This is a genomic window from [Actinomadura] parvosata subsp. kistnae, from assembly GCF_900323885.1.
Taxonomy (GTDB): Bacteria; Actinomycetota; Actinomycetes; order Streptosporangiales; family Streptosporangiaceae; genus Nonomuraea; species Nonomuraea composti.
In genome coordinates this window covers 406,935-428,994 of sequence record NZ_OOHJ01000006.1, presented here as the reverse complement: position 1 = coordinate 428,994, position 22,060 = coordinate 406,935, and the positions used below count along the sequence as shown (strand labels likewise).

General features: G+C 71.6%; 21 protein-coding genes. 4 read left to right on the top strand and 17 right to left on the bottom strand.

Annotated features, from left to right (window positions below):
* The 7 genes from KIS93_RS05660 to KIS93_RS05630 form a co-directional block, all read right to left on the bottom strand.
* Positions 1-267 carry a hypothetical protein gene (locus KIS93_RS05660; RefSeq protein WP_186403889.1) on the bottom strand — a complete coding sequence of 89 codons (267 nt, stop codon included), beginning with the start codon at positions 265-267 and terminating at the stop codon, positions 1-3.
* A gap of 256 nt (positions 268-523) precedes the next feature.
* Entirely contained in the window at positions 524-1,987 is a 1,464-nt protein-coding gene (locus tag KIS93_RS05655) for an aldehyde dehydrogenase family protein (protein ID WP_186403888.1), read from the bottom strand.
* 303 nt (positions 1,988-2,290) lie between these two features.
* A complete protein-coding gene (locus tag KIS93_RS05650; RefSeq protein WP_186403887.1) occupies positions 2,291-2,626 on the bottom strand; it encodes a hypothetical protein in 336 nt (111 codons plus the stop codon).
* 77 nt (positions 2,627-2,703) lie between these two features.
* Positions 2,704-3,672 carry an endonuclease/exonuclease/phosphatase family protein gene (locus KIS93_RS05645; RefSeq protein ID WP_186403886.1) on the bottom strand — a complete coding sequence of 323 codons (969 nt, stop codon included), beginning with the start codon at positions 3,670-3,672 and terminating at the stop codon, positions 2,704-2,706.
* A gap of 122 nt (positions 3,673-3,794) precedes the next feature.
* On the bottom strand, positions 3,795-4,058 hold the full coding sequence (locus tag KIS93_RS05640; protein WP_186403885.1) for a helix-turn-helix domain-containing protein: 264 nt from the start codon (positions 4,056-4,058) through the stop codon (positions 3,795-3,797).
* Complete coding sequence (locus KIS93_RS05635; RefSeq protein ID WP_186403884.1) at positions 4,058-4,759, bottom strand: DUF2975 domain-containing protein; 702 nt, start codon at positions 4,757-4,759, stop codon at positions 4,058-4,060. The genes KIS93_RS05640 and KIS93_RS05635 overlap by 1 nt, the downstream gene beginning before the upstream one ends.
* A gap of 102 nt (positions 4,760-4,861) precedes the next feature.
* The gene (locus KIS93_RS05630; protein WP_186403883.1) at positions 4,862-6,154 is read right to left on the bottom strand and encodes an amidohydrolase family protein; all 1,293 of its coding nucleotides are present in this window, start codon (positions 6,152-6,154) and stop codon (positions 4,862-4,864) included.
* A gap of 190 nt (positions 6,155-6,344) precedes the next feature.
* Here KIS93_RS05630 and KIS93_RS05625 point away from each other — a divergent pair, with 190 nt between their 5' ends.
* Both KIS93_RS05625 and KIS93_RS68820 read left to right on the top strand, forming a co-directional pair.
* Positions 6,345-7,316: a hypothetical protein gene (locus KIS93_RS05625; RefSeq protein WP_186403882.1), complete on the top strand. Its 972-nt coding sequence runs from the start codon at positions 6,345-6,347 to the stop codon at positions 7,314-7,316.
* Between the two features lie 153 nt (positions 7,317-7,469).
* Complete coding sequence (locus KIS93_RS68820) at positions 7,470-7,661, top strand: alcohol dehydrogenase catalytic domain-containing protein (protein ID WP_420895849.1); 192 nt, start codon at positions 7,470-7,472, stop codon at positions 7,659-7,661.
* A 130-nt stretch (positions 7,662-7,791) separates the two neighbouring features.
* On the opposite strand, the gene KIS93_RS64670 is transcribed toward KIS93_RS68820, so the two are convergent.
* Entirely contained in the window at positions 7,792-8,082 is a 291-nt protein-coding gene (locus tag KIS93_RS64670; protein WP_246005208.1) for a hypothetical protein, read from the bottom strand.
* Positions 8,083-8,108: 26 nt separating this feature from the next.
* Entirely contained in the window at positions 8,109-8,567 is a 459-nt protein-coding gene (locus KIS93_RS64665; RefSeq protein WP_246005207.1) for a TetR/AcrR family transcriptional regulator, read from the bottom strand.
* 88 nt (positions 8,568-8,655) lie between these two features.
* Here KIS93_RS64665 and KIS93_RS05615 point away from each other — a divergent pair, with 88 nt between their 5' ends.
* Positions 8,656-9,882 carry an FAD-dependent oxidoreductase gene (locus tag KIS93_RS05615; protein WP_186403881.1) on the top strand — a complete coding sequence of 409 codons (1,227 nt, stop codon included), beginning with the start codon at positions 8,656-8,658 and terminating at the stop codon, positions 9,880-9,882.
* Between the two features lie 279 nt (positions 9,883-10,161).
* On the opposite strand, the gene KIS93_RS05610 is transcribed toward KIS93_RS05615, so the two are convergent.
* From KIS93_RS05610 to KIS93_RS05580, 7 genes are all read right to left on the bottom strand, one after another.
* Positions 10,162-11,595, bottom strand: a complete 1,434-nt coding sequence (locus KIS93_RS05610) for a serine hydrolase domain-containing protein (RefSeq protein ID WP_186403880.1) — start codon at positions 11,593-11,595, stop codon at positions 10,162-10,164.
* A 207-nt stretch (positions 11,596-11,802) separates the two neighbouring features.
* A complete protein-coding gene (locus tag KIS93_RS05605) occupies positions 11,803-12,936 on the bottom strand; it encodes a TolB-like translocation protein (protein ID WP_186403879.1) in 1,134 nt (377 codons plus the stop codon).
* Positions 12,933-13,445 carry a SigE family RNA polymerase sigma factor gene (locus KIS93_RS05600; protein ID WP_186403878.1) on the bottom strand — a complete coding sequence of 171 codons (513 nt, stop codon included), beginning with the start codon at positions 13,443-13,445 and terminating at the stop codon, positions 12,933-12,935. Before KIS93_RS05600 ends, KIS93_RS05605 begins: the two co-directional genes overlap by 4 nt.
* 98 nt (positions 13,446-13,543) lie before the next feature.
* Positions 13,544-14,296, bottom strand: coding sequence for an alpha/beta hydrolase (locus tag KIS93_RS05595; RefSeq protein WP_186403877.1), 753 nt, complete (start codon positions 14,294-14,296; stop codon positions 13,544-13,546).
* 145 nt (positions 14,297-14,441) lie between these two features.
* Positions 14,442-16,265 (bottom strand): AAA family ATPase, encoded by a 1,824-nt coding sequence (locus KIS93_RS05590; protein WP_186403999.1) that lies wholly within the window; start codon positions 16,263-16,265, stop codon positions 14,442-14,444.
* A 66-nt stretch (positions 16,266-16,331) separates the two neighbouring features.
* Positions 16,332-17,708: a DUF2201 family putative metallopeptidase gene (locus tag KIS93_RS05585; protein WP_186403876.1), complete on the bottom strand. Its 1,377-nt coding sequence runs from the start codon at positions 17,706-17,708 to the stop codon at positions 16,332-16,334.
* 61 nt (positions 17,709-17,769) lie between these two features.
* Positions 17,770-20,286: a hypothetical protein gene (locus tag KIS93_RS05580; protein ID WP_186403875.1), complete on the bottom strand. Its 2,517-nt coding sequence runs from the start codon at positions 20,284-20,286 to the stop codon at positions 17,770-17,772.
* 213 nt (positions 20,287-20,499) lie between these two features.
* On the opposite strand from KIS93_RS05580, the gene KIS93_RS05575 reads away from it, so the two are divergent.
* Positions 20,500-20,757 (top strand): hypothetical protein, encoded by a 258-nt coding sequence (locus KIS93_RS05575; RefSeq protein ID WP_186403874.1) that lies wholly within the window; start codon positions 20,500-20,502, stop codon positions 20,755-20,757.
* Positions 20,758-20,983: 226 nt separating this feature from the next.
* Here KIS93_RS05575 and KIS93_RS05570 read toward each other — a convergent pair whose 3' ends face one another.
* A complete protein-coding gene (locus KIS93_RS05570) occupies positions 20,984-22,015 on the bottom strand; it encodes a LacI family DNA-binding transcriptional regulator (protein ID WP_186403873.1) in 1,032 nt (343 codons plus the stop codon).
* Positions 22,016-22,060 lie beyond the last annotated feature (45 nt).

Sequence of the window (22,060 nt, the reverse complement as noted above, 5' to 3'; positions counted from 1 at the left end):
TCACTCACCGGCGGCCACCTCGAAGCCCGCCTGGCGGGCCTGGGCGTCGATGTGCCTTCTCATGCGTTCGACCCGCACCGGGTCGGCCTGGGCCGCCCGGGCGCGCAGCAGGGCCAGGGCGTGCTGGTCGCGCTGGCGTTTGGCCGCCCTGGCCTCGTTGAAGGTCGCGGACACCGACTCGGCCTTGCCCGCTTCCACCAGATGCTCGGGGTAGTCGGCCAGGTGGGGGTCCACGGTGATACTGATGCGCTTCTTGGCGCCGCTCATACCCGGATCATACTCATCGGCGGGTGGCGGCGCCCTTGGATCGGTCCCGCCGGGCGCGTACGCGGGCGGCGGCGCCACCACGCGAGGGCGCCGGGAATGTCCCCGCCGGTCTTGGCGGCGGCGTAGGCCCGCACCACGGTACCGGGAGTCACCTCGTCGGTCATGATCGTCCTCTGCTCGCGAGGGGCCGGTGATGAGCCTGGCCGGCACGGGCCTGGGAAACCCGTGCCGGCCACGGTCGTTGCCGCTGAACGGTTCAGAAGGGGTACGTGGTCTGCTCGGCGCGGCGGGTGATCCACTGCCATTCGGTGAAGCCCTCCGGGTCGGCGGGGCCGCCGAAGGCGTCGCCGTTGCCGGAGGAGCCCATGCCGCCGTACGGGGCCCAGGTCTCGTACACGACGGTCTGGTCGTTGACGTGGATGACGCCGGCCCGCAGCCGGTCGGCGACCGCGGAGGCCCGCGACTCCGAGCCGCTGCGGATGGCGGCGGTCAGGCCGTACTCGCCCATGTTGGCCAGCGCGACGGCCTCGTCCTCGGTGTCGTAGGCGATGATCGGCGCGACCGGGGCGAAGATCTCCTCGGTGAACGCGGGCATGTCCGGCGTCACGCCGGACAACACGGTCGGCTTGAAGAACGGCCCCTCGTGCCCGCCGCCGGCCAGGACCACGGCGCCGGCGGCCACGCTGTCGTCCACGATGCGCCGGGCGCGGTCGATCTGCGCCCGGTTGACGATCGGCCCGAGGTGGACCTCCTCCACGGCAGGGTTGCCCACGCGCAGCGACTGGGCGCGGACGGACAGCTCGGTGGCGTACGCCTCGGCGATCGAGCGGTGCACGATGTGCTTGCCGGCGGTCATGCAGACCTGCCCCTGGTGCATGAACGTGGCGAACGAGCCCGCCGAGGCGGCGGCGTCGACGTCGGCGTCGGGCAGCACGATGTACGGGTTGTTGCCGCCGAGTTCGAGCACGACCTTCTTCAGCAGCGGCGCAGCCGCCTGGGCGACCTTGCGGCCGGTGGCGGTGGAGCCGGTGAAGGAGATCATGGCGATGCCGGGGTCGGTCACGATGGCGTTGCCGACGTCGCCGTCGCCGGGCAGCACCTGCAGCACCCCGGCGGGCAGGCCCGCCTCCTCGAACAGCCGCGCCAGCAGGACGCCGCCGGTGACGGGGGTGTGCGGGTTCGGCTTGAGCACCACGGCGTTGCCGGTCGCCAGGGCCGGCGCGAGCGTGCGCAGGGCCAGGACGAGCGGGAAGTTCCACGGTGTGATCACGCCGATGACGCCCCTGGGCACCTTCCTGGCCTGGCTGAGCACGCCGGGCTCCGACGGCAGGATCTGGCCGAGCGGGCGGGTGGTGAGGGAGGCGCCGTGCAGCAGCAGCTCGCGGCTCTTGAACAGCTCGAACTCGACCTTGTGCCGGATGCCGCCGCTCTCGCGGATCAGCCATTCGGCGAGCTCATCGTGGTGCTCGGACAGCACCTCGGTCGCGCGGACGAAGATATCGCGCCGCTGCGCCGGCGGCGCCGAAGCCCAGGCGCGCTGGGCTTCGGCGGCCGTCGCCGCCGCACGAGCGACATCGGCGGGAGAGGCGGTGCCGACCTCGGCGATCTGCTCGCCGGTCGCCTTGTCGAACACGGCCAGCGCGGGACCGCCCCCGGGCGACCAGCCGTCGGCGGTGCGGATCAGGCCCGTCCAGTTCTTCGGGTCCAGGAATTGCGACATGAATTTCTCCGTCCAGTAAAAAACAATGGTGCCGGGTTCGCTTCGCGGGCTCGGCGGCCGGCTGTGCATATAAAGGACTTATCCGCGTCGGAGACGAGGCTCAGGACGGGGCGTGCTGTGCGCCTCTGGCGGCTGCCGGGGTCCCGTCCCATGACGCGGAAAAGCAGGCTTCCCGCCTTTCAGGCGGCGCATGGGGAATACGGTAGTTTCACCGGCTGGAGCGCGAAGCTGTCGCACGACAGGTACCGCCAGGGGTGTTTCCGCAAAATGCGAAAACACTCGCGATCGCGCACCTCGTCCGCGTCAGGACCGCCGGTCGCCGATGTTGACCGGATGGGCGACGGCCGCCTCCGCGCGGCTGACCATGACGGGGCCGCGGCGGACGCCGGCCTCCTCGATGCCGAATCGCGCGGCCAGGCTCTGCTGCACCTGTGACACCGCAGTCTCCGAGCGGTCGGCCGCCTGCTCGTCGGCGAAGAAGGTCACCGTCAGCGCCGAGCCGTCGCCGGTGTCCACGGCGGTGTAGAGGAGCGCGCCGACCTGCTTGGGGATGCGGTCGGCGAACTCGCTGTCGACCTGGCTGAAGACGTCCTCGGCCGAGCCTGCCTTCGTGGTGTAGGCGCGGATGACGGCGTACATGGCAGCTCCTGATCTTGGAGGGAGAACCTCTGGCTACCACCAGCATAAGTCCTTATGTGAGGACTTTTGTAGAGAGGTCAGGGCTGAATCCGGACGGAGACCGTGCCGACGACGATGCGATGATCGGAGCACGGCCCGCCACAGGCGGTGCTGATCTCCAGCGAGTCGCCGGTGTAGGAGCCGACGATCGCGCTCTCCTGGGCGAAGAGCAGATCGATCTTCGGCCGCTGGTTGCAGGGAGGCACGAGGCCGATCGGCTTGCCCTTGCCGTTGACCTCGCCGACCGTGGTCTCGCCGATACCCGGGCAAGCCGGTTCGAGGTCGTCGAGCTCCCTGTACTGGCCGGTGTTGCCGCCGTTGTTCGGCACGTCGAGGCTGGGCGCGTACCAGGTGTCGAGCCGGCTGTACTGCGGTCGGGCGTTGAAGTCGCCGCCGATGAGCACGGTGTCCCCGGCGTCGTGGAAGGTCTGGAGGTGACCCAGGACCTCTGCGAGCTGCTTCCGGTTGATGTACTCGCCGTCGATGATCTCGTTGGACGCGGTGATGTGGGTGGTGCAGAACCGCAGGTGCGGCCGGGCCGCCGGCGACACGCAGAGCAGCTTGTGCACCCCGCCTTCGTTGTCCTGCGGCAGGGCGTACTGGACGGCGGAGCCGATGTCGCGGCGGCTGAAGATCGCGATCCCGAACCGCTCGCCGCCGCAGGCGCCCTCCGTGCCGGCCACCTCGTTCCTGATGGGCGCGAAGCGGGAGAAACTCGCGCCCTGAGGCCAGCCGAGCTTGCCCAGCGTGGCCTGGATCGCCTTGTACTGATCCCAGCAGAGCTCGTTGAACGCCGCGAAGTCGGCGTTCCTCTCCTTGATCGACGCGGCGGCGGCCTTCACCATGCCGGTGGTCGCGGAGCCGTCGTTCATCGTCCATCCGGCCACGTTCCATTGCCACATGCGGACGGTCTCGACGGCCGGATCGTCGGCGTGTGCCGCGCCGCCGGGCAGCAGCAGGACGGCGATGGTCGTGAGGGCGGCTAAGGAGCGGGCAAGCGTTCGCATTCGGCGTCACTCCGATCTCGCCGCCACCCTCGTGCCGCAGGCGGGGGCGCTGCTTGGGGGGTACGCGGATCGTAACCGCCGCCGACCGGCCGCGAATCTGTCATCCGACCGGTTCTTCTGTGTCACGTCATGGGGACGGGTGCGTACGACAGCAGGTCGCCGGGCTGGCATTCGAGGACCTCGCACAGCTTGGCGAGTGTCGTGAACCGGATCGCCTTGGCGCGGTTGTTCTTGAGTATCGACAGGTTGACGTTGGTGATGCCGACCCTGTCGGCCAGCTCGGCGAGCGTCATCCCGCGCTCCGCCAGCAGCCGGTCCAGGTGCACCTCGACATGCTGCTCGACGTGCTGCTCGACGTGCTGCTCGACGTGCTGCTCGGCCGGCATCAGACGGTCCCTTCGAGTTCCTCGCGCATCCGGGCACCGACGCCGACCACCTTCGACAGGACGGTGAGCCCGATGCCGGCGATCAGGAACGCCCAGGGGACGTCCCAGCCGATGATGACCGAGTCCCACGGAGCACGCAGCCTGCCCGGCACCATCCAGTCGGTCAGGGCTATCTCGGCGAGGGTCTCGTACAGCGACGACACCAGCGTGCCCACACCGAGGATGAGCCCGGTGACGCGCAGCCCGCGCACGACCGCCTCGTCGAAGCCGCTCTCCCGGCGGGCGCGGGTGATCAGCCGTTCGAGCTGGATGATCGCGGTGAGCACGACGAGCGCGGTGGCGAAACGGGAGCTCTGGTACAACGCCTGGATAGCGGGGCTGGAGTCGTCCTTGCACATTTGCGGAAGCGGATGGAAGAACTCGACCCCCGGCTCGACCGGGAAGAAGGAGTCCTCAGCGGGTTCGGGCTTCTCCTCCCGCGGCTTCTTCACGGGTGGCGGGTTCTCCAAAACGTTGCCCTCGACCTGAGTCGCCGCCGGCGCGTCCACGCACACCAGACTGAAGGCGCTCTGGCCGCTGTAGGCGTTCTCTCCGCCGGTCAGGATCGCGTGACCGATCTCGTATGCGAGCACGACGACGTACAGGGCAAGGAGCACGCGGACGACGATCAGCGTGCGCGTGAGGGGGTAGGCGCGGGACACGGAGGTCTCCATATCGCTTGTCGTTATTATCGAAGCTCGATAATAACGACAAACGATATGGGCGCAAACGTGTCCGGCGGCCCGATATCGCGCACGCACGGATCAGAATCGGCGGTCGATGAGCGAGCCGTTCTTCCACACGGCGGCGACGTCGCGCATCACGGTGATGTCGCGCGTCGGATCGCCGTTGACCAGCACGAGGTCCGCGTGGAGCCCGGGTCGCACGCGGCCGCGGTCGGCCAGCCCGTAGGCCGCCGCCGGGCCGGACGTGGCGGCGGCCAGCGCCTCCGCGGGCCGCAGCCCGGCCCGTACCAGCGACTCCAGCTCGACCAGCATGCTGACGCCGTGCGCCACCCCGAAGGCGCCGGCGTCCGTGCCGGCGAGGATCGGGACCCCGGCCCGCCGCAGGCGGCCCACGTTGTCCAGGCCCGTCTCGACGTTCCACGGCATCTTCACCGGCCAGGGCGTCTCGAGCTGGCGGCGCTGGTCCGGCGAGAGGTACGGGGCCACCCGGGGATCGTCGACCACGGCGGCCCTGGCCGGGTCGTCCGCGTAGGTGGCCGCGCCCAGCAGGGCCAGCGTCGAGGTGACGAAGCCGCCGCTCCCCTTGGCGGCCCGGAGGAACTCCTCATCGGCAGGCACGTCGGAAGGCACGTGCGCCAGGCCGCTGACCCCGTTGTCGAAGGCCATGCGGGCGTAGCGCTGCTTGGAGACGTGCACGACCGAGCGCACCCCTCTGCGCCGGGCGGCGGCGGCGAGCCCGCGCACCTGCGCGGCGCTCAGCGCGGGAATCGGCTCGCCCTGCATGCCGACGTCCTCCAAGGCGATCTTGAGGAAGTCCGAGCCTTCGGCCAGGCGGGCGTCCACGAATGCCGCCGGGTCCATGCCGTCCTCCAGCACGGGGAAGTCGATGCCCTGGCCGGTCCCCCACCCGCCGGGAACGGTGGCCCAGGTTCCCGCCGTCCACAGGTCGGGCAGGCTCGTCGGAGCGTGCGAGCGCCGCCGGTCCGCGAAGTCGCCCAGCTCCGCCAGCGTGGAGAACAGGTTCAGCTCGGTGGTCACGCCGAAGCGCGGCGCGTCCCGGCGGCTCACCTCGGAATAGTGCGTATGGCTGTCGATCAGGCCCGGTACGAGCGTCCGCCCGCGCCCGTCGTGCACCGGCATCCCCTGGGGAACGGCGCCGCCGGACGTCACCGACCTGATGCGGCCGCCGGACACCACGACGTTGCCGGCCCCGAGCAGCCGGACACCGTCGAAGATCCGCGCGCCCGCGATGACGAACGGGCCGGCGGGAGCCACGTCACTGAACCGGGCCGCGAAGGGCGCGGCCGCGGCAGCGGCCATGAACGTGCGACGGCTCAGCGGGTGGTCGCGCAGGGCATGGACGTAACACATGGGAAGACCTCTCCCGTCACTGCTCGCGAAAAGACCGGCCTGAGCGTAGGCGGCCGTCGCGCAGCGGCGCATCTGTCATTCCACCGGCCGGCGAGGCCCGGCATCGCGACGAGTCAGGCGACGGATTCGCCGCGCGGCCTCACCTCGTACGGTGTTCCCTCAGGGGTCCGCAAGCACCGCCGGGAGCCTCATGGCCGTCGAGGAGTATCTGATCACGGCGGCCGCGCGGCTTCTGGAGCAGTGGCTGCCGGCCGGCCCGTGGCGCTTCGAGGTCGTGCGCGGCAGCGTGCCGGGCACGGAGTGGGATCCCGCACTGGCCTGGGAGCACGCGCGGTTCCCGCGGACGGGCAGGCGCTTCCCCGTCGCCGTCGAGTCGCTGAAGTTCGATGAGAACCCGGGATTCCATGCGGGCCAGCGCGCCGCGTCCGGCCGCCCCGACGCCGCCGCCGCGCACGTCATCGCGCTGCTGCGCGAGGTCATCGAACGGGACTGCGGGCCGCTGCCAGCGCATCTCCGGTCGTTGATCGCCTTCCTGGCCGGTGTGCTGACCGAATGGGACTGCGAGGACCTGCTCCGGCTCCACATGGCGGCCGAACCGGGAGGCCCTCCCCTTGACGGCGAGCTGCACCTGTTCGTCCGCGATCTCGACGGCGAGACGTGCCGTCTGTCCCTGACCCCTGACGCCCCGCGGCCCGCCGCCCTCGACGCCCGGATCGAATGGCTCACCACGCTGCTCGGCGAGTTCCTCTGGGTGGGCCGCGACAAACCGGTCGACTTCACGGTGACCGTCGTGGCGCACGGCTTGGACCTGGGCTCCGACGCCGAGGCCGCGCTGCGCGCATGGCGGCGGTTCGCCGACGACGATCTCCGGCCGATGGACGGCGCGGCGCTGGCCCGCGTCGTCGCCGACACCGAACGAGCCGCCGCCGATCTGGCCTTGGCCGTGTTCGAGGGTGACGCGGAGAGTGGGGTGGGACACCTCGTGGCCGTTCTCCTGCGCGACCTCTTCGACACGATCGCCGACCGCATCGGCGGCGGGCTGCGAGCGTCGCTGCCCGCCTTCGGCACGGGCTGGCCGCTCAAGTTCGCCGGAGAGGGCGCCCGCCTGGTGCTGGTCGGCCCCCGCCTGACGGCGGTCATCACGGTCGACGACCGCCACTGACGGGCCTGCGTCGCGGCGAACCTGGTGCCTTTTCTGCAAGGCGCGGGTCAGGGTGCCCGGGTGAAGCCGCCGCCTCGGGCGGCGACCGAGGCGGTCGGCGCGGGCAGGTGCTCGGTGACCGCATGGCGGACCCGCTCGGGCAGGGCCTGTCAGATGGCACAGAGGGGACCTTGGCGAAGGCGCCGGCGCCCCGCCTCGGGGGGCCTGGTGCTGGTAGGTGTTGTCGCCTCCGCCGTCAACCCCGTGGACGACAAGACGCGTGAAGGGGCCATCGGTGAGGGCGCCCCACCTCCGCCAATGATCTTGGGAGGGGAACTGGCGGGCCAGGTGAAAGGTAGGACTTGACTCCGCACACAGCCTGCGAAACGCGCGAGAAGCACACGAGCGTTTCGGCCGCGCTCAGTTGGCGGGAAAGATCGTGCTCGTTTTCTGACCGGCGGGGCAGGGCTTCGGTCGTTCCGACGAAAGCGCGGGCTTATTCCATGGCGGCGGCGCGCAGGAACGCCGCGCTGAACTCCGCGCGGACCTGCTCCACTTCCGGCATGGACGCGGCCAGCGCGGGTTCGAGGACCGGCCGGAGGAGCAGGTGCGTCACCAGCGGGCTGATCAGAAGTTGGATGAGCAGCGGGAGCGGCAGGGGGCGCAGGCGGCCGGCGCGTACGTGCGGGACCAGCAGCGTCTGGAAGACCCGCATCAGCCGCGGAGCCCACGCGAGAAGGGAGCGGCCGGTCGGCCCGTCGGACCTGCCGAAGGCGTCGGCGAGCATGGCGGGAAAGACGCGTGGTTGCCTGGTCAGGGCGGTGATGAGCGTGCGCTGGACGGCCTCGACGTCTCGTCGAGCGCCTCCGGCGGGTCGCCGACCAGGGCCTCCAGCTCGTCTATGGGCAGATAGCGGTCGAAGACCGCGTGCAGCAGGCCGTCGCGGCGGTCGAAGGTCGCGTGCAACGTCGGCAGCGAGCAACCGACGGCCGTGGCGACCGCGGACAGGGTGACGGCGCTCAGGCCGCGCGTGGCCATCAGCTCGGCCGCGGCCGTGATCGCCCGCTCGCGTACGGGGACGCGCCCGCCGGGGTCCACGCCGGCCGCGCGTACGGCCTCGTCGAGGGTTTCGCGCCGCCCGCCGAGCCGGCGGATCAGCGTGCTGCGGGACAGGCCCGCGGCGGCGGCGATGACGGGCAGGGGCACCTCGGCGACGTCCTGCCCGCGCTGCCGCGCCACGTCCAGGGCCGCGCGGACGATGTCGTCCAACATGGAACCCCACATTACTACTAATAGGACGAAGTGCCAGATACCGTCCAAAGGAAACTCTTCAAGTGATGAGTTAAAGGAGGAGGATGGCATGGAGACGACGGTCGTCGCGGCGGGCGGCGGACCCGCGGGCATCATGCTGGGCCTGCTGCTGGCCAGAGCCGGCATCGACGTGGTGGTGCTGGAGAAGCACGCCGACTTCCTGCGGGACTTCCGGGGCGACACCATCCACCCGTCCACCCTGGAGCTGATCGACCAGCTCGGCCTCACCGAGCGGTTCGAGCAGATTCCGCACGGCAAGGTGCACGACTTCGCCATGGGCGAGGTGAAGCTCGGCTCGCTGACCGCGCTCGGCCTCAAGCACCCCTACATCGCCATCGCGCCCCAGTGGGACTTCCTCACCATGCTGGCCGAGGAGGGCCGGCGCTTCCCCTCGTTCAAGCTGATCATGAACGCCGAGGTCACCGAACCGATCCGGGATGCCGGGCGCATCACCGGCGTGCGCTACCGCGACCCGGACGGCCGCGTGCACGAGGTACGGGCCGCGCTCACGGTCGCGACGGACGGCCGGCATTCGCGCATCCGCGCCGCCTCCGGCCTGGAGGTCAAGGAGACCGGGTCCGCGTTCGACACGCTGTGGTTCCGGCTGCCGAAGGAGGACGTCGACACGACCGAGCTGTACTTCCGGGTCGGCCCCGGCCGGTGGATCGTCGGCTTCGACCGGCGCACGTACGTGCAGGTCGCGTACATGATCCCGAAGGGCGGCTTCGCGGCGGTCGAGCGGGCCGGCGTCGAGGAGATCCGCGAGGGGACGGCCGCGGTCGTGCCCGAGCTGGCCGGCCGCGTGCGGCACCTGCGCTCCATGGACGACGTCACCATGCTGGAGGTGCGCGTCAACCGGGCCGCCCGCTGGCACCTGCCCGGCCTGCTGCTCATCGGTGACGCCGCGCACGCCATGTCGCCCATGGGCGGAGTGGGCGTCAAACTCGCGCTGGACGACGCCGTGGCGACCGCGAACCTCCTGGCCGAGCCGCTGCTGGGCGTCCAGCGCGACGGTACGGAGCTGCCGGACAAGCTGCTGGCGGCCGTGCAGCGCCGCCCGGAGCTGCCCACCATCGTCACGCAGAAGCTCCAGCAGGCCGCCTACTCCAGGATCGTCGAGCCGGCGTTCCGCAACGAGACGCCGACCATGCCGCTGGCGCTGCGGACGATCCGGCACGTTCCCGCGCTGCGGCACCAGATTCTGCGGGTCATCAGCCTCGGTGTCCGGCAGGAGCACATCCGCACGCCGTCGGTGCTGGGCGAGCGCGCCGGCTGAACTCCCGCGCGCAGGACGGCGAGAGCACCGCTCGCCATCGACTGCCGGGAAGCGGGGCGATCCGGCGGGTGAGACAGTCCGACAGGATCGGCGTGCTAGTCCGGTGACGCCGGCGTGGCTGCTGGTGGGGCCAGTGGTGGCCGCGGCATAGGCGACCTCGGGGTACCCGGCCAGGGCGTTGCCGCCGATGTCGAGAACGGCGGGCTCGACGACATCCACAGCACGGCCCACTTGGCGATGGTGGAGAACAGCAGCTGGTCGAAGTCGCCCCGGACCGGCTCATCCCGCCATCGCCAGCGCCAGCGCGAGCAGCAGCGCAGCGGGCAGCGCCGCGCTCGCCCAGCGCCACCAGGGGCGGCCGCGGGTCAGCGGCAGGGCGGGCCAGCGCAGGACGGCCAGCGCCACGGCCGCTGCCAGCACGCCCGCGCCGGCGAGCCAGACGAACGGCGGCACCACCTCCCACGGCCCGCCGTTGCGCGCCACCAGCAGCAGGAACAGCCCGGACAGCGTGCGCCCGACGATCGACAGCCGATCGCGCACGCGCCCACGGGCCGCCGCCACCAGCAGGCCGAGCCCGCCGAACGTGACGATCAGCATCACGATCCCCTGCGGGGTCAAAGTGTTGCCGTCGCCGGGCGCCGGCACGCCGAGCAGGCGCAGCCCCACCGCGTCCACCGGCTTGGCCGTGCTGCTGAGCACGACCACACCGCGTCGGGTGGCCGGATCATAGCCGGCGAACGAGGTGAACCCGCCCGTGCCGCCGTTGTGCCAGGTGATCGTCCTGGTGTCGTAGCGGGTGGTGAACCAGCCGTAGCCGACGCGCCGGCGGTCATCCTCGTCCCAGCGCGGTGTGGCAGCGCCGGCACCGGGGGCCGAGCCGTTCATGACAGCGCCGACCAGCTTGGCGAGGTCTTCGGCGGTGGACCAGACGCCGCCACCCGCCGGGGCATAACCGTGGCTGCGCCAGAAGTCCATGGTCAGCCCGTTCTGCGCGCGGCCGGTGGCGTGGCGGGCCGGCAGGGCGTCGCGAGGGCCGAGCGCGACGGTCGAGGTCATGCCCAGCGGGGTGAGCAGGCGGGTGCGCAGCAGGTCGGCGTAGGTGGTGCCGAAGCGCTCGGCCAGCGCCAGGCCGAGCAGCGACATGCCCAGGTTGGAGTAGGCGACCGTGCCACGCGGGCCAGCCTTGACTGCTGCCGCGCCGGCCAGCACCTCACCGGGGCCGGCGCCTCCGTACGGGTCGGCCCCGGTGTACGGGCCCAGCAGCGCTCCGGCGAGGAGCCGCCCCGACACAGGCAGCCGGGGCAGCCCTGAACGATGCGAGGCCAGCTCGGCCAGGGTCGCCGGGGTGGACAGGCCCGCGCGCGGCAGCAGGTCGCGGACCGGCGTGTCGGGAGACAGCCCGTCCTCGGCCAGGTCCGCCAGCAGCATGCCGGTCATGGTCTTGGTGATCGAGCCGATCTCGTACGCGGTGCGCTCATCGGCCGGGCGGCTGCCGTCGGCGGTGCCCAGCCCGGCGTACCGGATCCGGCCGTTCTCCAGCAGCGCCACGGACAGGCCCTGGTAGCCGTCCTCGCCGGCGGCCCGCAGCACGTCGCGGGCCAGGGCGGCGTCGCCGGTCCGCTGCGGGCCGAGCGCCGGCGGCCGGGGCGCCATGAGCACGGCCAGAACGCACACCACCAGGGCCGACACCGCCGCGCTCACCTTCACCAGCACATGACCCGAGCCTTGACGGGCACCAGCCGACATCAGGATCCGTCCCCCGCTCTCGTGGCCCTGAACGCGATACTCATGTGAATGCTCCTTCCGATGATCTGCCATCCTCATGCAACCCGACATTCCGGCACGGCCGGCCACCTGGCAGACCGCGTGATCGCGACGGTGGATGACCTCAGCGGCCGTGCGATCGACCTCATTGACAGCTCACCAGGCCGGGGTGCCGGCTCCCGGGATGACGTCGTGCATCACGCTCTGCGGGTGGTAGATGGCGAGTTGCCTGGCCTGGCCGGTCCGCACGTTCACCGCGTACGTGATGTGGCGGGTCTCCTTCCATGACGTCGAGGGGAGTGCGCTGAGCGTGACCTCGGCCGCGTTCAGCCAGGAGCCGAGATCGAGGGGACGGGTGCCCTCCGGCAGCCCGCGTATGGTCGCCGTCTCCTTGGCCCGGCCGGTTCTGGTGTCGAGCAGGGTGATCGTGCCGTCGTACACGAACATGGGAGCCGAGGCCTGCCCCAGCGCGGCCACCGTGGCGCCGTCAGGGGCGAGCGCGCTGAAACGCTTGTACGCCTTGCCCAGCGTGACAGGTGAGCCGCCGCCGGTCAGCGGCATCACCCAGATCCCCGGCCGCTGCCCGAACAGGCCGGACCTGGCCAGGGTCACGGCCGTGCCGCTGACGCTCCGGGGATCCCACCCGGCGGGCAGGGGCAGTGTGGTCCCCATCCGCATGTCAATGACCAGGCCGTCCTTCCCTGACCAGTAGTCGGTGTAGGCGAGGTACCGTCCGTCGTCGGAGAGCTGCAGGCGCGGGTTGCGGCCCAGTTTGGTGACGGGGATGGTGACAGGCGCGGTCCGCTCGGCGCCGCCGGCCAGGTCGCGTACCTTGAACGTCGCGGCCTGCCGGCTGTAGTAGGCGATGACGCGGCCGTCGCGACTGATGGCCAGCGGCGAGAACGTGTGCCCGCTCGTCATGGCCTGCGGCACATGGTATGTCTCGCCGCTCCGGGTGACCACCCGCCATTCGCCGTCCCGGCAGTCGGGCGGGATCGGTCCGCCGACGTGGCAGAAGGTGCGCAAGGCGTGGCTGAGCGGCCCGACGCCCCGGCCGGGCAGGTCCGGGACCGCGGCGGCCTGCACCGCGACGATCGGCTTGGCGTCCTGCGGCAGTCCGGGAACGTACAGCAGGACGCCGACGAGCACCACCAGCGCCATCGCGCCGGCCGATCCGGCGGCCAGCCGGGCCCGCCGTCTGCGGTGGCTGCCCTCGACCGCCCAGTCGGCGAGGTCGACGGCCGGGGCGTCGGCGGCCAGCTCGCCCAGCGCCTCACGCAGCCTGTTCATCGGGACACCTCCTCGGCGTCGGCGAACAACTTGGACAGCTCGGGCGCGAGGATACGCAGGCGGCCGAGCGCGTGGTGGGTCTGGCTCTTGACGGTGCCGACGGAACAGCCGAGGATCTCGGCGCTCTCCCGTTCGCTCAGGTCCTCGTAGAACCGCAGGACGATCACCGCCCGCTGCCGTGGCGTCAGCTTGGCGAGCGCCTGGCGCAACACGATGCGGTCGACGGCGGCATCGTCGTGAGCGTGCCCATGCTCCGGCAGGTCGGCGCTGGGCGACTCCATGTGTTTGCGCCGCCGCCACGAGATGTACTGGTTGATCATGGCCTTGCGCGTGTACGCCTCCGGGATGCCGCGCCTGACCAGCCTGGGCCAGTGGTCGGCGACGTTGAGCAGAACGCTCTGCAGCAGGTCCTCGGCGAGATGGGCATCGCCCGTGAGCAGGTACGCGCTGCGCGTCAGCGCCTGCTGGCGGGCGAGCACGAACTCGCGAAAGCCTTCGTGGCGATCCAAAACGATGGTCTCCTCTCGCAGGTTCCCACGCCTGCAAGAAGGCGAAAGGTTGGAACCCCGGGCCCGCGAACTCACTTCAAGCGCGGTGTAGACGGCGCTCAGAGACGCGGGCCGAAGCCTTGGGCCGCAAGCCAGGCGGCGCAGAGGCCGGTCCAGGCGGACGCCGCAGGATCGTCCTGGGCGAGCCCCAGCTCGTGCTCGCTCCCGGGAAAGACATGGAGCTCGAACGGTGTGCCGGCGCGGGCCAGCGCGGCGGCGAGCAGCAGGCTGTCGCCGACTGGCACCACCTGGTCGGCGGCGGTGTGCCAGAGGAAGGCCGGCGGGGTTCCGGTTGTCACGTTCAGGTGGGCCGACAGGGCTGCGGCCTGCTTCTCACCGCCCTCGGTGTCGAGCAGGCGGCGGCGCGAGGAGGACTGCGCGCCGGTGAGGTCGATGACCGGATACCCGAGCACCACGGCATCCGGGCGCTCGCCGCCGTCCTCGGCTACGGCGAGGGTGGCGGCGAGATGGCCGCCGGCGGAGAACCCCATGACGGCGACCCGGGTGGCGCCGCGTTCCCTGACGACCTTCACCGCCTGGCGCAGGTCGTACAGGGGAGCCGGACGCAGCGGCTGGCAGACCGGTTCACCTCCGGCCACCCGGTAGTGGAGCACGTAGGCGTCGAGGCCCAGCGTGACCAGCCAGCGGGCCACATCCGCGCTCTCGTGCTCGGCCAGCCTGGCGTAACCGCCGCCGGGACACACCACCACCGCACTCGTCGTGGGCGCGCCGGCTCCGTACCGCGTCAGCCGGGGCGGCTCACCGGTGGCCGGGCCGGGAGGAGCCGCCGGCCAGAGGGGGATGCCGATCATGGCCCGCGACTCTACCGGGGAGAACCTCCAACCGGTCAGGTGACGGATTCGCCGCCCCCGCAAGAGTCTGTAGCGTCATCGGCATCGCCTGGCCGGGCATCATGAGCATGCGCGCCCGGCCAGGCGTCACACCTCGCACGCTCTGTCAGGTGGCGATCATGGCGAACGCGTCCACCCACAGACGCTGCTTGTCCTCCGCCTGGCCGACCAGGTACGTCGCGCGCAGTTTGGGCGGCAGGTGCGGCAGCAGCCGGGCCACGACCTCGATGTGCTCGCGCAGCTGTGACACCTCCGCGTTAGCGAAGATCTGGTGCACGGTGTCGGAGTCGGCGGTGCCCTCGTCGTGCTCGGCCGCCGCCGCCAGCCGCGCCTCCCACGTGTCCACCTCGGCCGCCAGGTCGCGGAGGCCGAGGGAGCGGCGCCCCGACAGCCGGTGCCGCAGCCCGGACAGGGGGATCGGCGCGTACTCGCCGTCGCCCAGGTAGATCAGCCCGCTCTCCAGCGGCTCGCCCACCTGGTGCAGCTTGATCAGCCGCTCCAGCGTGCGCTTGGTCACCCACTGGCGGCCCTCGTCATCGATGTCGTTCTTCCACCACTCCAGCACCGTCTCGGCCACCTCCCCGTAGGTGTCGATGAGCCACTGGTTGGCCGGGATGTCGTCAGGACGCACCTCGTAGCTGACGGTGAAACGGCTGGCCTGTGCCACGTTGTTGGAGCTGACCAGCAGCTTGCGGCCCAGGTGGTAGGGCGGGTTCTGCAGCGCCACCTGGGCGCGCAGGCCGGGGATCGGCCGCCCGGCCAGCGACCACTCCTGGGTGACCTCCATCAGCCTGGCGAACGCCGACCTGTCCTTGGGCCGGTTGTACTCGTCCCAGACCAGCACCTTGGGGCCGGGCCCCAGCAGGGCGCGGGTCACCAGCACGTCCAAAGTCCCGTCGGGGGCGGGGACCGGCACACACAGGTCCTCGACGTTGGTGACCGGCAGCGAGAAGTACACCGGTGGGCGCCCGATCTCCTCGGTGACGACCTGCTTGGTGATCTCGGTCTTGCCGCAGCCGGGCGGACCCTGCAGCAGCACCGCCCACCGGTTGCGGACGGCCGCGCGCAGGATGCGCCGCACCGGGTCGGCGACCTGGTGCGGGTTCGCGGCGCCGACCGCCGCCGCGATCCGGCCGAGGATCTCGCCGGTGCGGTCCGCGCCCGGCGACCCGCCGTCGCGCGGCTCGGCCAGCGCCACCCGGGCGCCGTTGAGCAGCGGCAGCCCCCAGTGCAGCGGGAAGCCCTCACGGGCGCAGTCGAGCACGTGCTCCAGCGTGCGCGGTGACAGCAGATGCCGCAGGTACGGGCTCAACCCCGCCCAGATCCTGAACACCTCCGTCAGATCCCAGCCCGCGTGCCGGTCCGCGAGATGGCGGCGCCAGGCGGTGTCGTTGGCGGTGATGCGCAACGTCACCATGCGGTCGAGCACGGCCAGGTCGGCGCGGCGCGCGCCCGTCTCGGCCACCGACTCGTTGTCGGTCAGGAACACCCCCACGCAGCCCAGCGCGCGCAGGTCGTGCTCGCCCAGCGTCCAGTTGCAGGCCACCTGCATGAGCTGCGACTGGATCGTCTCGCCCGCCTGCAGCGAGTCGTCGATCAGCAGCACGAACGGCCGCCCGGGGCTGAGCTGCCGCATGATGAGCTGCCGCAGCGCCAGCTCGCCCCGCTCGGTCCGTACGGGCGCGTTGACCAGCAGGTCGTCGGGTGTCAGATTGGCGGCGGGGACCAGCACCACCTCGGTGCCGGGGTGGGCGCGGGGGATGGAGGACAGGAACGTCGAAGTCTTGCCGATGCCGTGCTCGCCGAACACCTGCCCGGTCTGCCCCGTGGCCAGCATCGCGTCGATGAACCGCTCGAGGCGCGAGCGGTCGCCCTGCTCGGGAGGATCAGGGTAGGTGGCGTTGGGCTTCCACCCGGCCAGGGTGCTCATCACGCGGGTCGTCTCCGGTTTCTCGTCAAGGGGGGCGCTCGTCATCGCGCGGGAGGGCCGCCCGGCTCAGCGGTCGCCGGTGGTCACCCGGTGGCAGGCCATCGGCGGGTCGTGCGTCTCCGGCCAGGTGTCGCCGCCATCGGTGATCAGCCAGATCCATCGGCCGGGATCGGCCGGCCTGACGGGCGGAGCGTGCCCGTCGGTCACCATGATGACCGCGTCGGGGTGCTGCTCGAACGCCCGCCCGCGCACCTCCAGCCGGCCTTCGGCGTAGTCGACCACGTTCTGGAAGTTCGTGCCGCCGCCGCCCAGCACCCGCTCCCCCGCCACGAACGGCATGACGGCGCCGTCGAAGCTCAGCCAATGCGTCTCCACCCCGTCGGTCCGGCCGACGAGCGTGGTCAGCCACTGCACCACCGCGTCCGGCATGGAACCCGATGTGTCGATGGCCACCAGCACCACCTTGACCCGCTCGGGCCCGCGCCGCGACAACATCGGGTCGTGCCCCAGCGACAGCAGCACCGCGCCGAGCTTCTTCGGATAGACCAGGCGCTCGCCCTCGCGCAGTTTGGCGGCCAGCGTGTCGGCCAGCCACCGTTTCCACCACTCCACCCGGCGGGTGCGTGGCGTCTGACCGCGCAGCGCCGCCAGCCCGAGATCTCCCCACGTGCGCGCCAGACGCTCGCCGCCGCCCTCCGTGCGCTCCGCCAGCTCCAGCAGCTCGGCGCGAGCCTGCTCGTTGCCGCCCAGCGCCTGGCGCATGACCTCCGAGAGCACCTCTCCCCCGACCGCCTCCAGCGTCTCCGGATCGACCGGGACGCCCTGCCCCATGTGCACGCACACCGCAGGCGGCAGCAAAGGGCGCCTCATGCGCTTGAGCTCGCCGTACACCGACAGGTCGGTGCGGACGAAGGCGTCGTACGGCAACGGTGCCAGGCCCTGGCCGCGCAGGTCCGCCGCATAGGCCCGGTGCACCTCACGCGGATCGACCCCGGCCCTGCCCTCGGCCGTCCTGGGCAGCTCGTGCCGGCCCAGCCTGGTGAGCACCACGTGGTTGATGCTCACCTCGGTGGCCAGGATGAACACGGGGTCGGCGCGCAGCGCCGCATCGGTGTAGAGATGGCGCTGCATGAGGTGACGAGCCTCGTGGTAGAGCACGAACTTGACGCCGTGCGGCCCCAGCGCGTCGAAGAAGACCGGGTTGTACAGCAGCAGGCACGTGCCATCGCCGGACGCCACCACCGCCGCCGTCTCCACCGCGGTCGTCGGGATCTGGTGGTGGCACTTGGCATAAAGCCACGACGCCACCACGCTGTCCTTGATGCCGAAGTCGAGCAGCGCCGCGTCCTTCAGCCGCCGCGCCCGCTCCACCACCCCGGGTTCGGCGGGCTCGTGGGCGGCCAGGGCACGACGGTCGGTGAGGTCGATGACGCGCCGTCCCACCGGTGCCCCTTACGTGTTCCGTCGTGGCGGTACGCTAACAATCGGCGCCGACAAACACCGCTCAGCCTGCTGCCAGCCTGGCCGTGCGCAGCAGCTCGGACACCGTTCCTGTGAAGTCCGGCAGCATGCTCACCGCCAGCAGCCAGGCGTCCGGGCTGCCCTTGAGAGTGTCGCGCATGAGCGCGGCCAGCGGTTCACGGCCGGCGTCGTCCAGTTGGAGCCTTTCGAGCACCCTGCGCGCGGGCCGGCCGTGTTCGAGGACCTGTTTCCAGGTGAGGCGCCCGTGCTGAACGGCGATGGTCAGCCAGGGACGCCCGGCGGTGTCGGTGTCGCTGGGCCTGATCCCGGCCAGCACCTGCTCCGCCGGCGTGCCCGCCATCAGCAGGCGGTATCCCTGGTGCTGCCAGCTCGGCAGCACCGTGCGGGCCTCGTCGAGGAACTCGCGGGGGCAGCCGGACGCCCGGGGCAGCACGGCGACAAGGTCGTCGTCGAACGGCTCGCGCCGGTGCTCGGCCAGCAGCTCCGGCCAGTGCCAGCGATGGCTCTCCGCCATCAGGGCGGCGCGGTCCCGGCGGGAGCGCCACATCGCGATCTGCCCCTGAACGCCGGTGCCCTCGGCCACCAGCGCCTCCAGCTCGGCGCGCGCCGCCGCGCGATCGGGCCGGGCCAGCAGCTCGCGCACCTGCTCGCGCGAGCGATGATAGGTCGAGTACGTGACCGGGGTGCGGTCGAGCATCGCCGCGACCTCCTCCGGCCCCCACGTGCGCCACACGTGCAGGAACAGCTCCAGCTGGGGCACCTGCCCGATGACGAACACCCGCTTCAGCATCAGCCGGAAGATCGCGGCGTCGGGGCAGGCGAACAGGTCGTGGTGCCGCCAGCTGTCCAGGTGCGCGGGCAGGTCCGATGTCCGGTCGTGGCAGGTGAACAGCGATTCCGCGGCGACGGAGGACCAGATGCGGGTGCGCTGGTCATCGGTCGCGGCGGCGTGCCAGAACAGCGTGACGAGCGTCTCGGGGTCGTCGACGTCCAGGAGCCTCTCGATCGAGTCCGTCCGCAGATGGGGGCGCCCGGCCAGGATCCGCGCCGGCGCCAGGAGGGTGGCCGCCCGCTCTGTCTGGGTACCGGCCGCGGCTGCGGCGGTGGCCACCGCCTGGTCCGGCCATGCCGGCCGCCAGGCGCAGAAGCGGTAGAGGTCGTGCAGGGTGCGCGCGTCGAGATGCGGCAGCAGCGCGGCATGGGCGGCGTCGGGCGCGGCCTCCAGCATCGTCACGAACGCGGCCCGGGCGCCGGACAGCGACGACGGCGCCGACGTGGCCGGGTGCCCGGCCGCATCGGGCCACTCCCCGTCCAGCGGCGCGGACGCCGCCGCGACGAGCAGCTCGGGAATGGTGCCGGTGAAGTCGCCCAGCAGGGCACGCGCCGCCCGCCAGGCCCGGACGTCGCCGCCCAGATGCTCCTCCACCAGGCCCGACAGCACCTTGGTGAACGCGTCCCACTCGCGGGCCGCCGCGGCGTCCTGCCCGGGCCGGACCCGCATCGCCTCCAGCACCGGCACGGCCGCGCTCGCCTCGGTGGCCAGGGCGGCGCCGCCGATACCTCGGCCCAGCCCCCGGCCCACCAGGATCTTCACGGCTTTGGGACGGCTGCGTTCGACGCACTCCGCCGTCACCAGGCCCAGATCGAGGCAGGCCGCGTGCTCGGCGACCGCCGCCGGATGCCGGAAGTAGAGCAGGTCGCGCAGCTCCCGGGGGCAGTCCGGATGCGCCACCAGTGCCGCGGCGGCGTCCTTGCCGACCGGCTTCCCGCCCTGGCCTCGCGTTTTCGTGCCTGCGGCGGCGAGCAGCGCCGTCCAGTCCGGTCGTTCGCGCCGGGCGATGGCGGCGGCGTACTGAGCCCGCCCGCCCGGCGCCGGCTCGCGCAACTCCGCGATCAGGCCGTCGGTGCCCATGGCCCGCTCCGCAGCCCCGCGCAACGCGGCGACATCACCGCCGGCGAGCACCTCGGCGACCTCGGGACGCAGCCGCTCGGCGGACACCTCGCCCAGCCGTCCATGCTCGTGCAGAAGCAGCAGGGCATAGAGCTGGTCGGAGGCGGGTCGCGCGCCATCCTCAAGGATCGAGCACGCCTGGCGGACGGCCTCGGCAGGGCCGGCGGCGGCCAGCACCTCGCGGCGCAACCGCCAGTTCCATCCCCCGGCCCCGGTGGCGTGCGCCCGGTCGGCGACACCGGGATCGCCGGTCGCAGCCAGCCTCTCCCGCACATCGGCGCGGCTGGACAGGTGCGGGTGGGCCAGCAACGACCGGATGTACGGCTTGACGTCGCCCGCTCCCAGCACCCCGGCGATCCAGTCGAGCATGCCGGGACCGACGTGCTCATTGGCGAGCAGAGCGTCGACGAAGGCGGGCTCGCCCGCCGCCAGCGAGCTCCCCAGCATGCCTTCGGGGATTCGCGGGCTGCGGCGCAGCGCTGCGAGGCAGACCTCGGCGGCACCGGACAGCAGGCGGTCCCAGTCATCCACCTCCGCGGCCTCGACCAGGAACACCCGGACGTCAGCCGGACGACGGTACAGGGACATCGACGTTACTCCGCTCCGTTGCGAACCAGCCCACGCGCTGCCGCGCCGCTGGGCCGGGGAGCGTACTTGATCTTCGATCGCCCCGTCAATGACTCGGTACCGATACGACGGCGGTCAGGGTCAACCAGTCACATGACGGATTCGGCCGCGCGACGCCACCCCTAACCTTGTCTCGCCGGAAGCGGCAAGACGACGATGACGGATGGACGACGGATGGATGACGGGCTCGCCGAGAACGTGGTGCGAACGGCGCCTGCCCCGGCGCTTCCCGGAGCGCCCGATCCGCCGGACGCGTCCGCTGCGGCGGACGAGCAGGTCACGCTGCCCAAGGCCATCGGCGTGTCCTTTCCGCACCGGCGGGTGATGAGGGAGGTGGCGGCGAGGGTGACGGCCCTCGCCGCCACCGTGGTCGTGCTGCTCGCCGACGGGCACTGCGCTGTTCGGGCCATGGCTGCCGGCGTCTTGCTGTGAGGGCCTGTCTCGAGGTGCTATCAACGGCGTGTCAGAGCCGAACAAGTGAAGAGGCCCTCCGGTAAGGGCCCAACGACCAAGAAGAATCTGTACCCGGAGCCTCGTCCTCCCACGACGCGGCCGCACGAGCGACGCATGGGCAGCCGTGAGCGCTGTGCGCGTAGGCCTGCGACCAGCAACGGTGCCTGCCGCTCGTGGCCGGCCGTTGCGCGAGGGCACCTTCCCGTCATAGGGCTGCCGGGCGGATTCTGGCTGTGGAGGCGCGGGCGGCGAGGACCGGAGGCAGACGCTCCGATCGCACCTCCCCTCCGAACAGGAGCCGGGTCAGCATCTGCAGGGCTCTGCGTCCCATATCGCGCATGGGCACGGAGACGCTTGTCAGCGGGACGGGCAGCTCAGCAGCCAGCGGTGTGTCGTTGTAACCCATGATCGAGATGTCGGTTCCCACGGTGAGGCCATGGTCGCGTGCCGCGCCCATGGCGCCGATGGCCGCGAAGTCGTTGACCGCGAAGATCGCGGTCGGCCGGTTCGGGTCGGCGAGCAGCCGCTCGGCGGCCAGGCGTCCTCCGGCGGTGTCGAACGGCGAGTGCACCACCCGTGGCGCGGGCAAGCCACGATCTCGGTAGAGGCCGACGAAGCCGGCGGTGCGGTCAGCTCCCGTGCTCGCGTAGGGCTCCCCCGCGATCACCGCCACGTCGGTGTGGCCCAAGCCGAGCAGGTGCTCGGCGGCCAGCCGTCCGCCCAGCAGGTCGTCGGCGGTGACCGAGGGGTGCTCTCCGGCACGCCGGTTGACCAGGACGAACTTCCCGCCGTCCGCGGCCAGCTCGTCAAGGAACCCACTGTCCAGGCTGGCGTCGCCGAAGATCAGTCCCTCCACCCTGCGGGCGAGCAGCATCTTGGTACGCACCCGCCGCGTCTTGTCATCGTCGCGGCTGTTGGCGGTGATGGTGGTCAGCCCGAGCTCTCCGGCCGCCTCGTCGATGCCCTCGTAAATCATCGCCAGCACGAGGTCGGACAACCGTGGCACCAGGACTCCCACGAGCTTGCTGCGCCCTGTCCGCAGGCCGCTGCCATGCGGGTCGGGCTGGTATCCCAGCTCCTGGGCCAGGCGGCGGATGCGTGTGGCGGTGTCCCCTGAGGCCGCCCGGGCGCCGTCGTCGGCGCGCCCGTTCAGGACGCGGGAGACCGTGGAGACGTGCAGTCCGAGCTGGTCGGCGATGGAGCGCAGGGTTACCTGGCGCGCTTTGGACTCAGCCACGAAGCCTCGCTTTCCGATCACTTGCCAACGCTAGCGTCCTCTTGA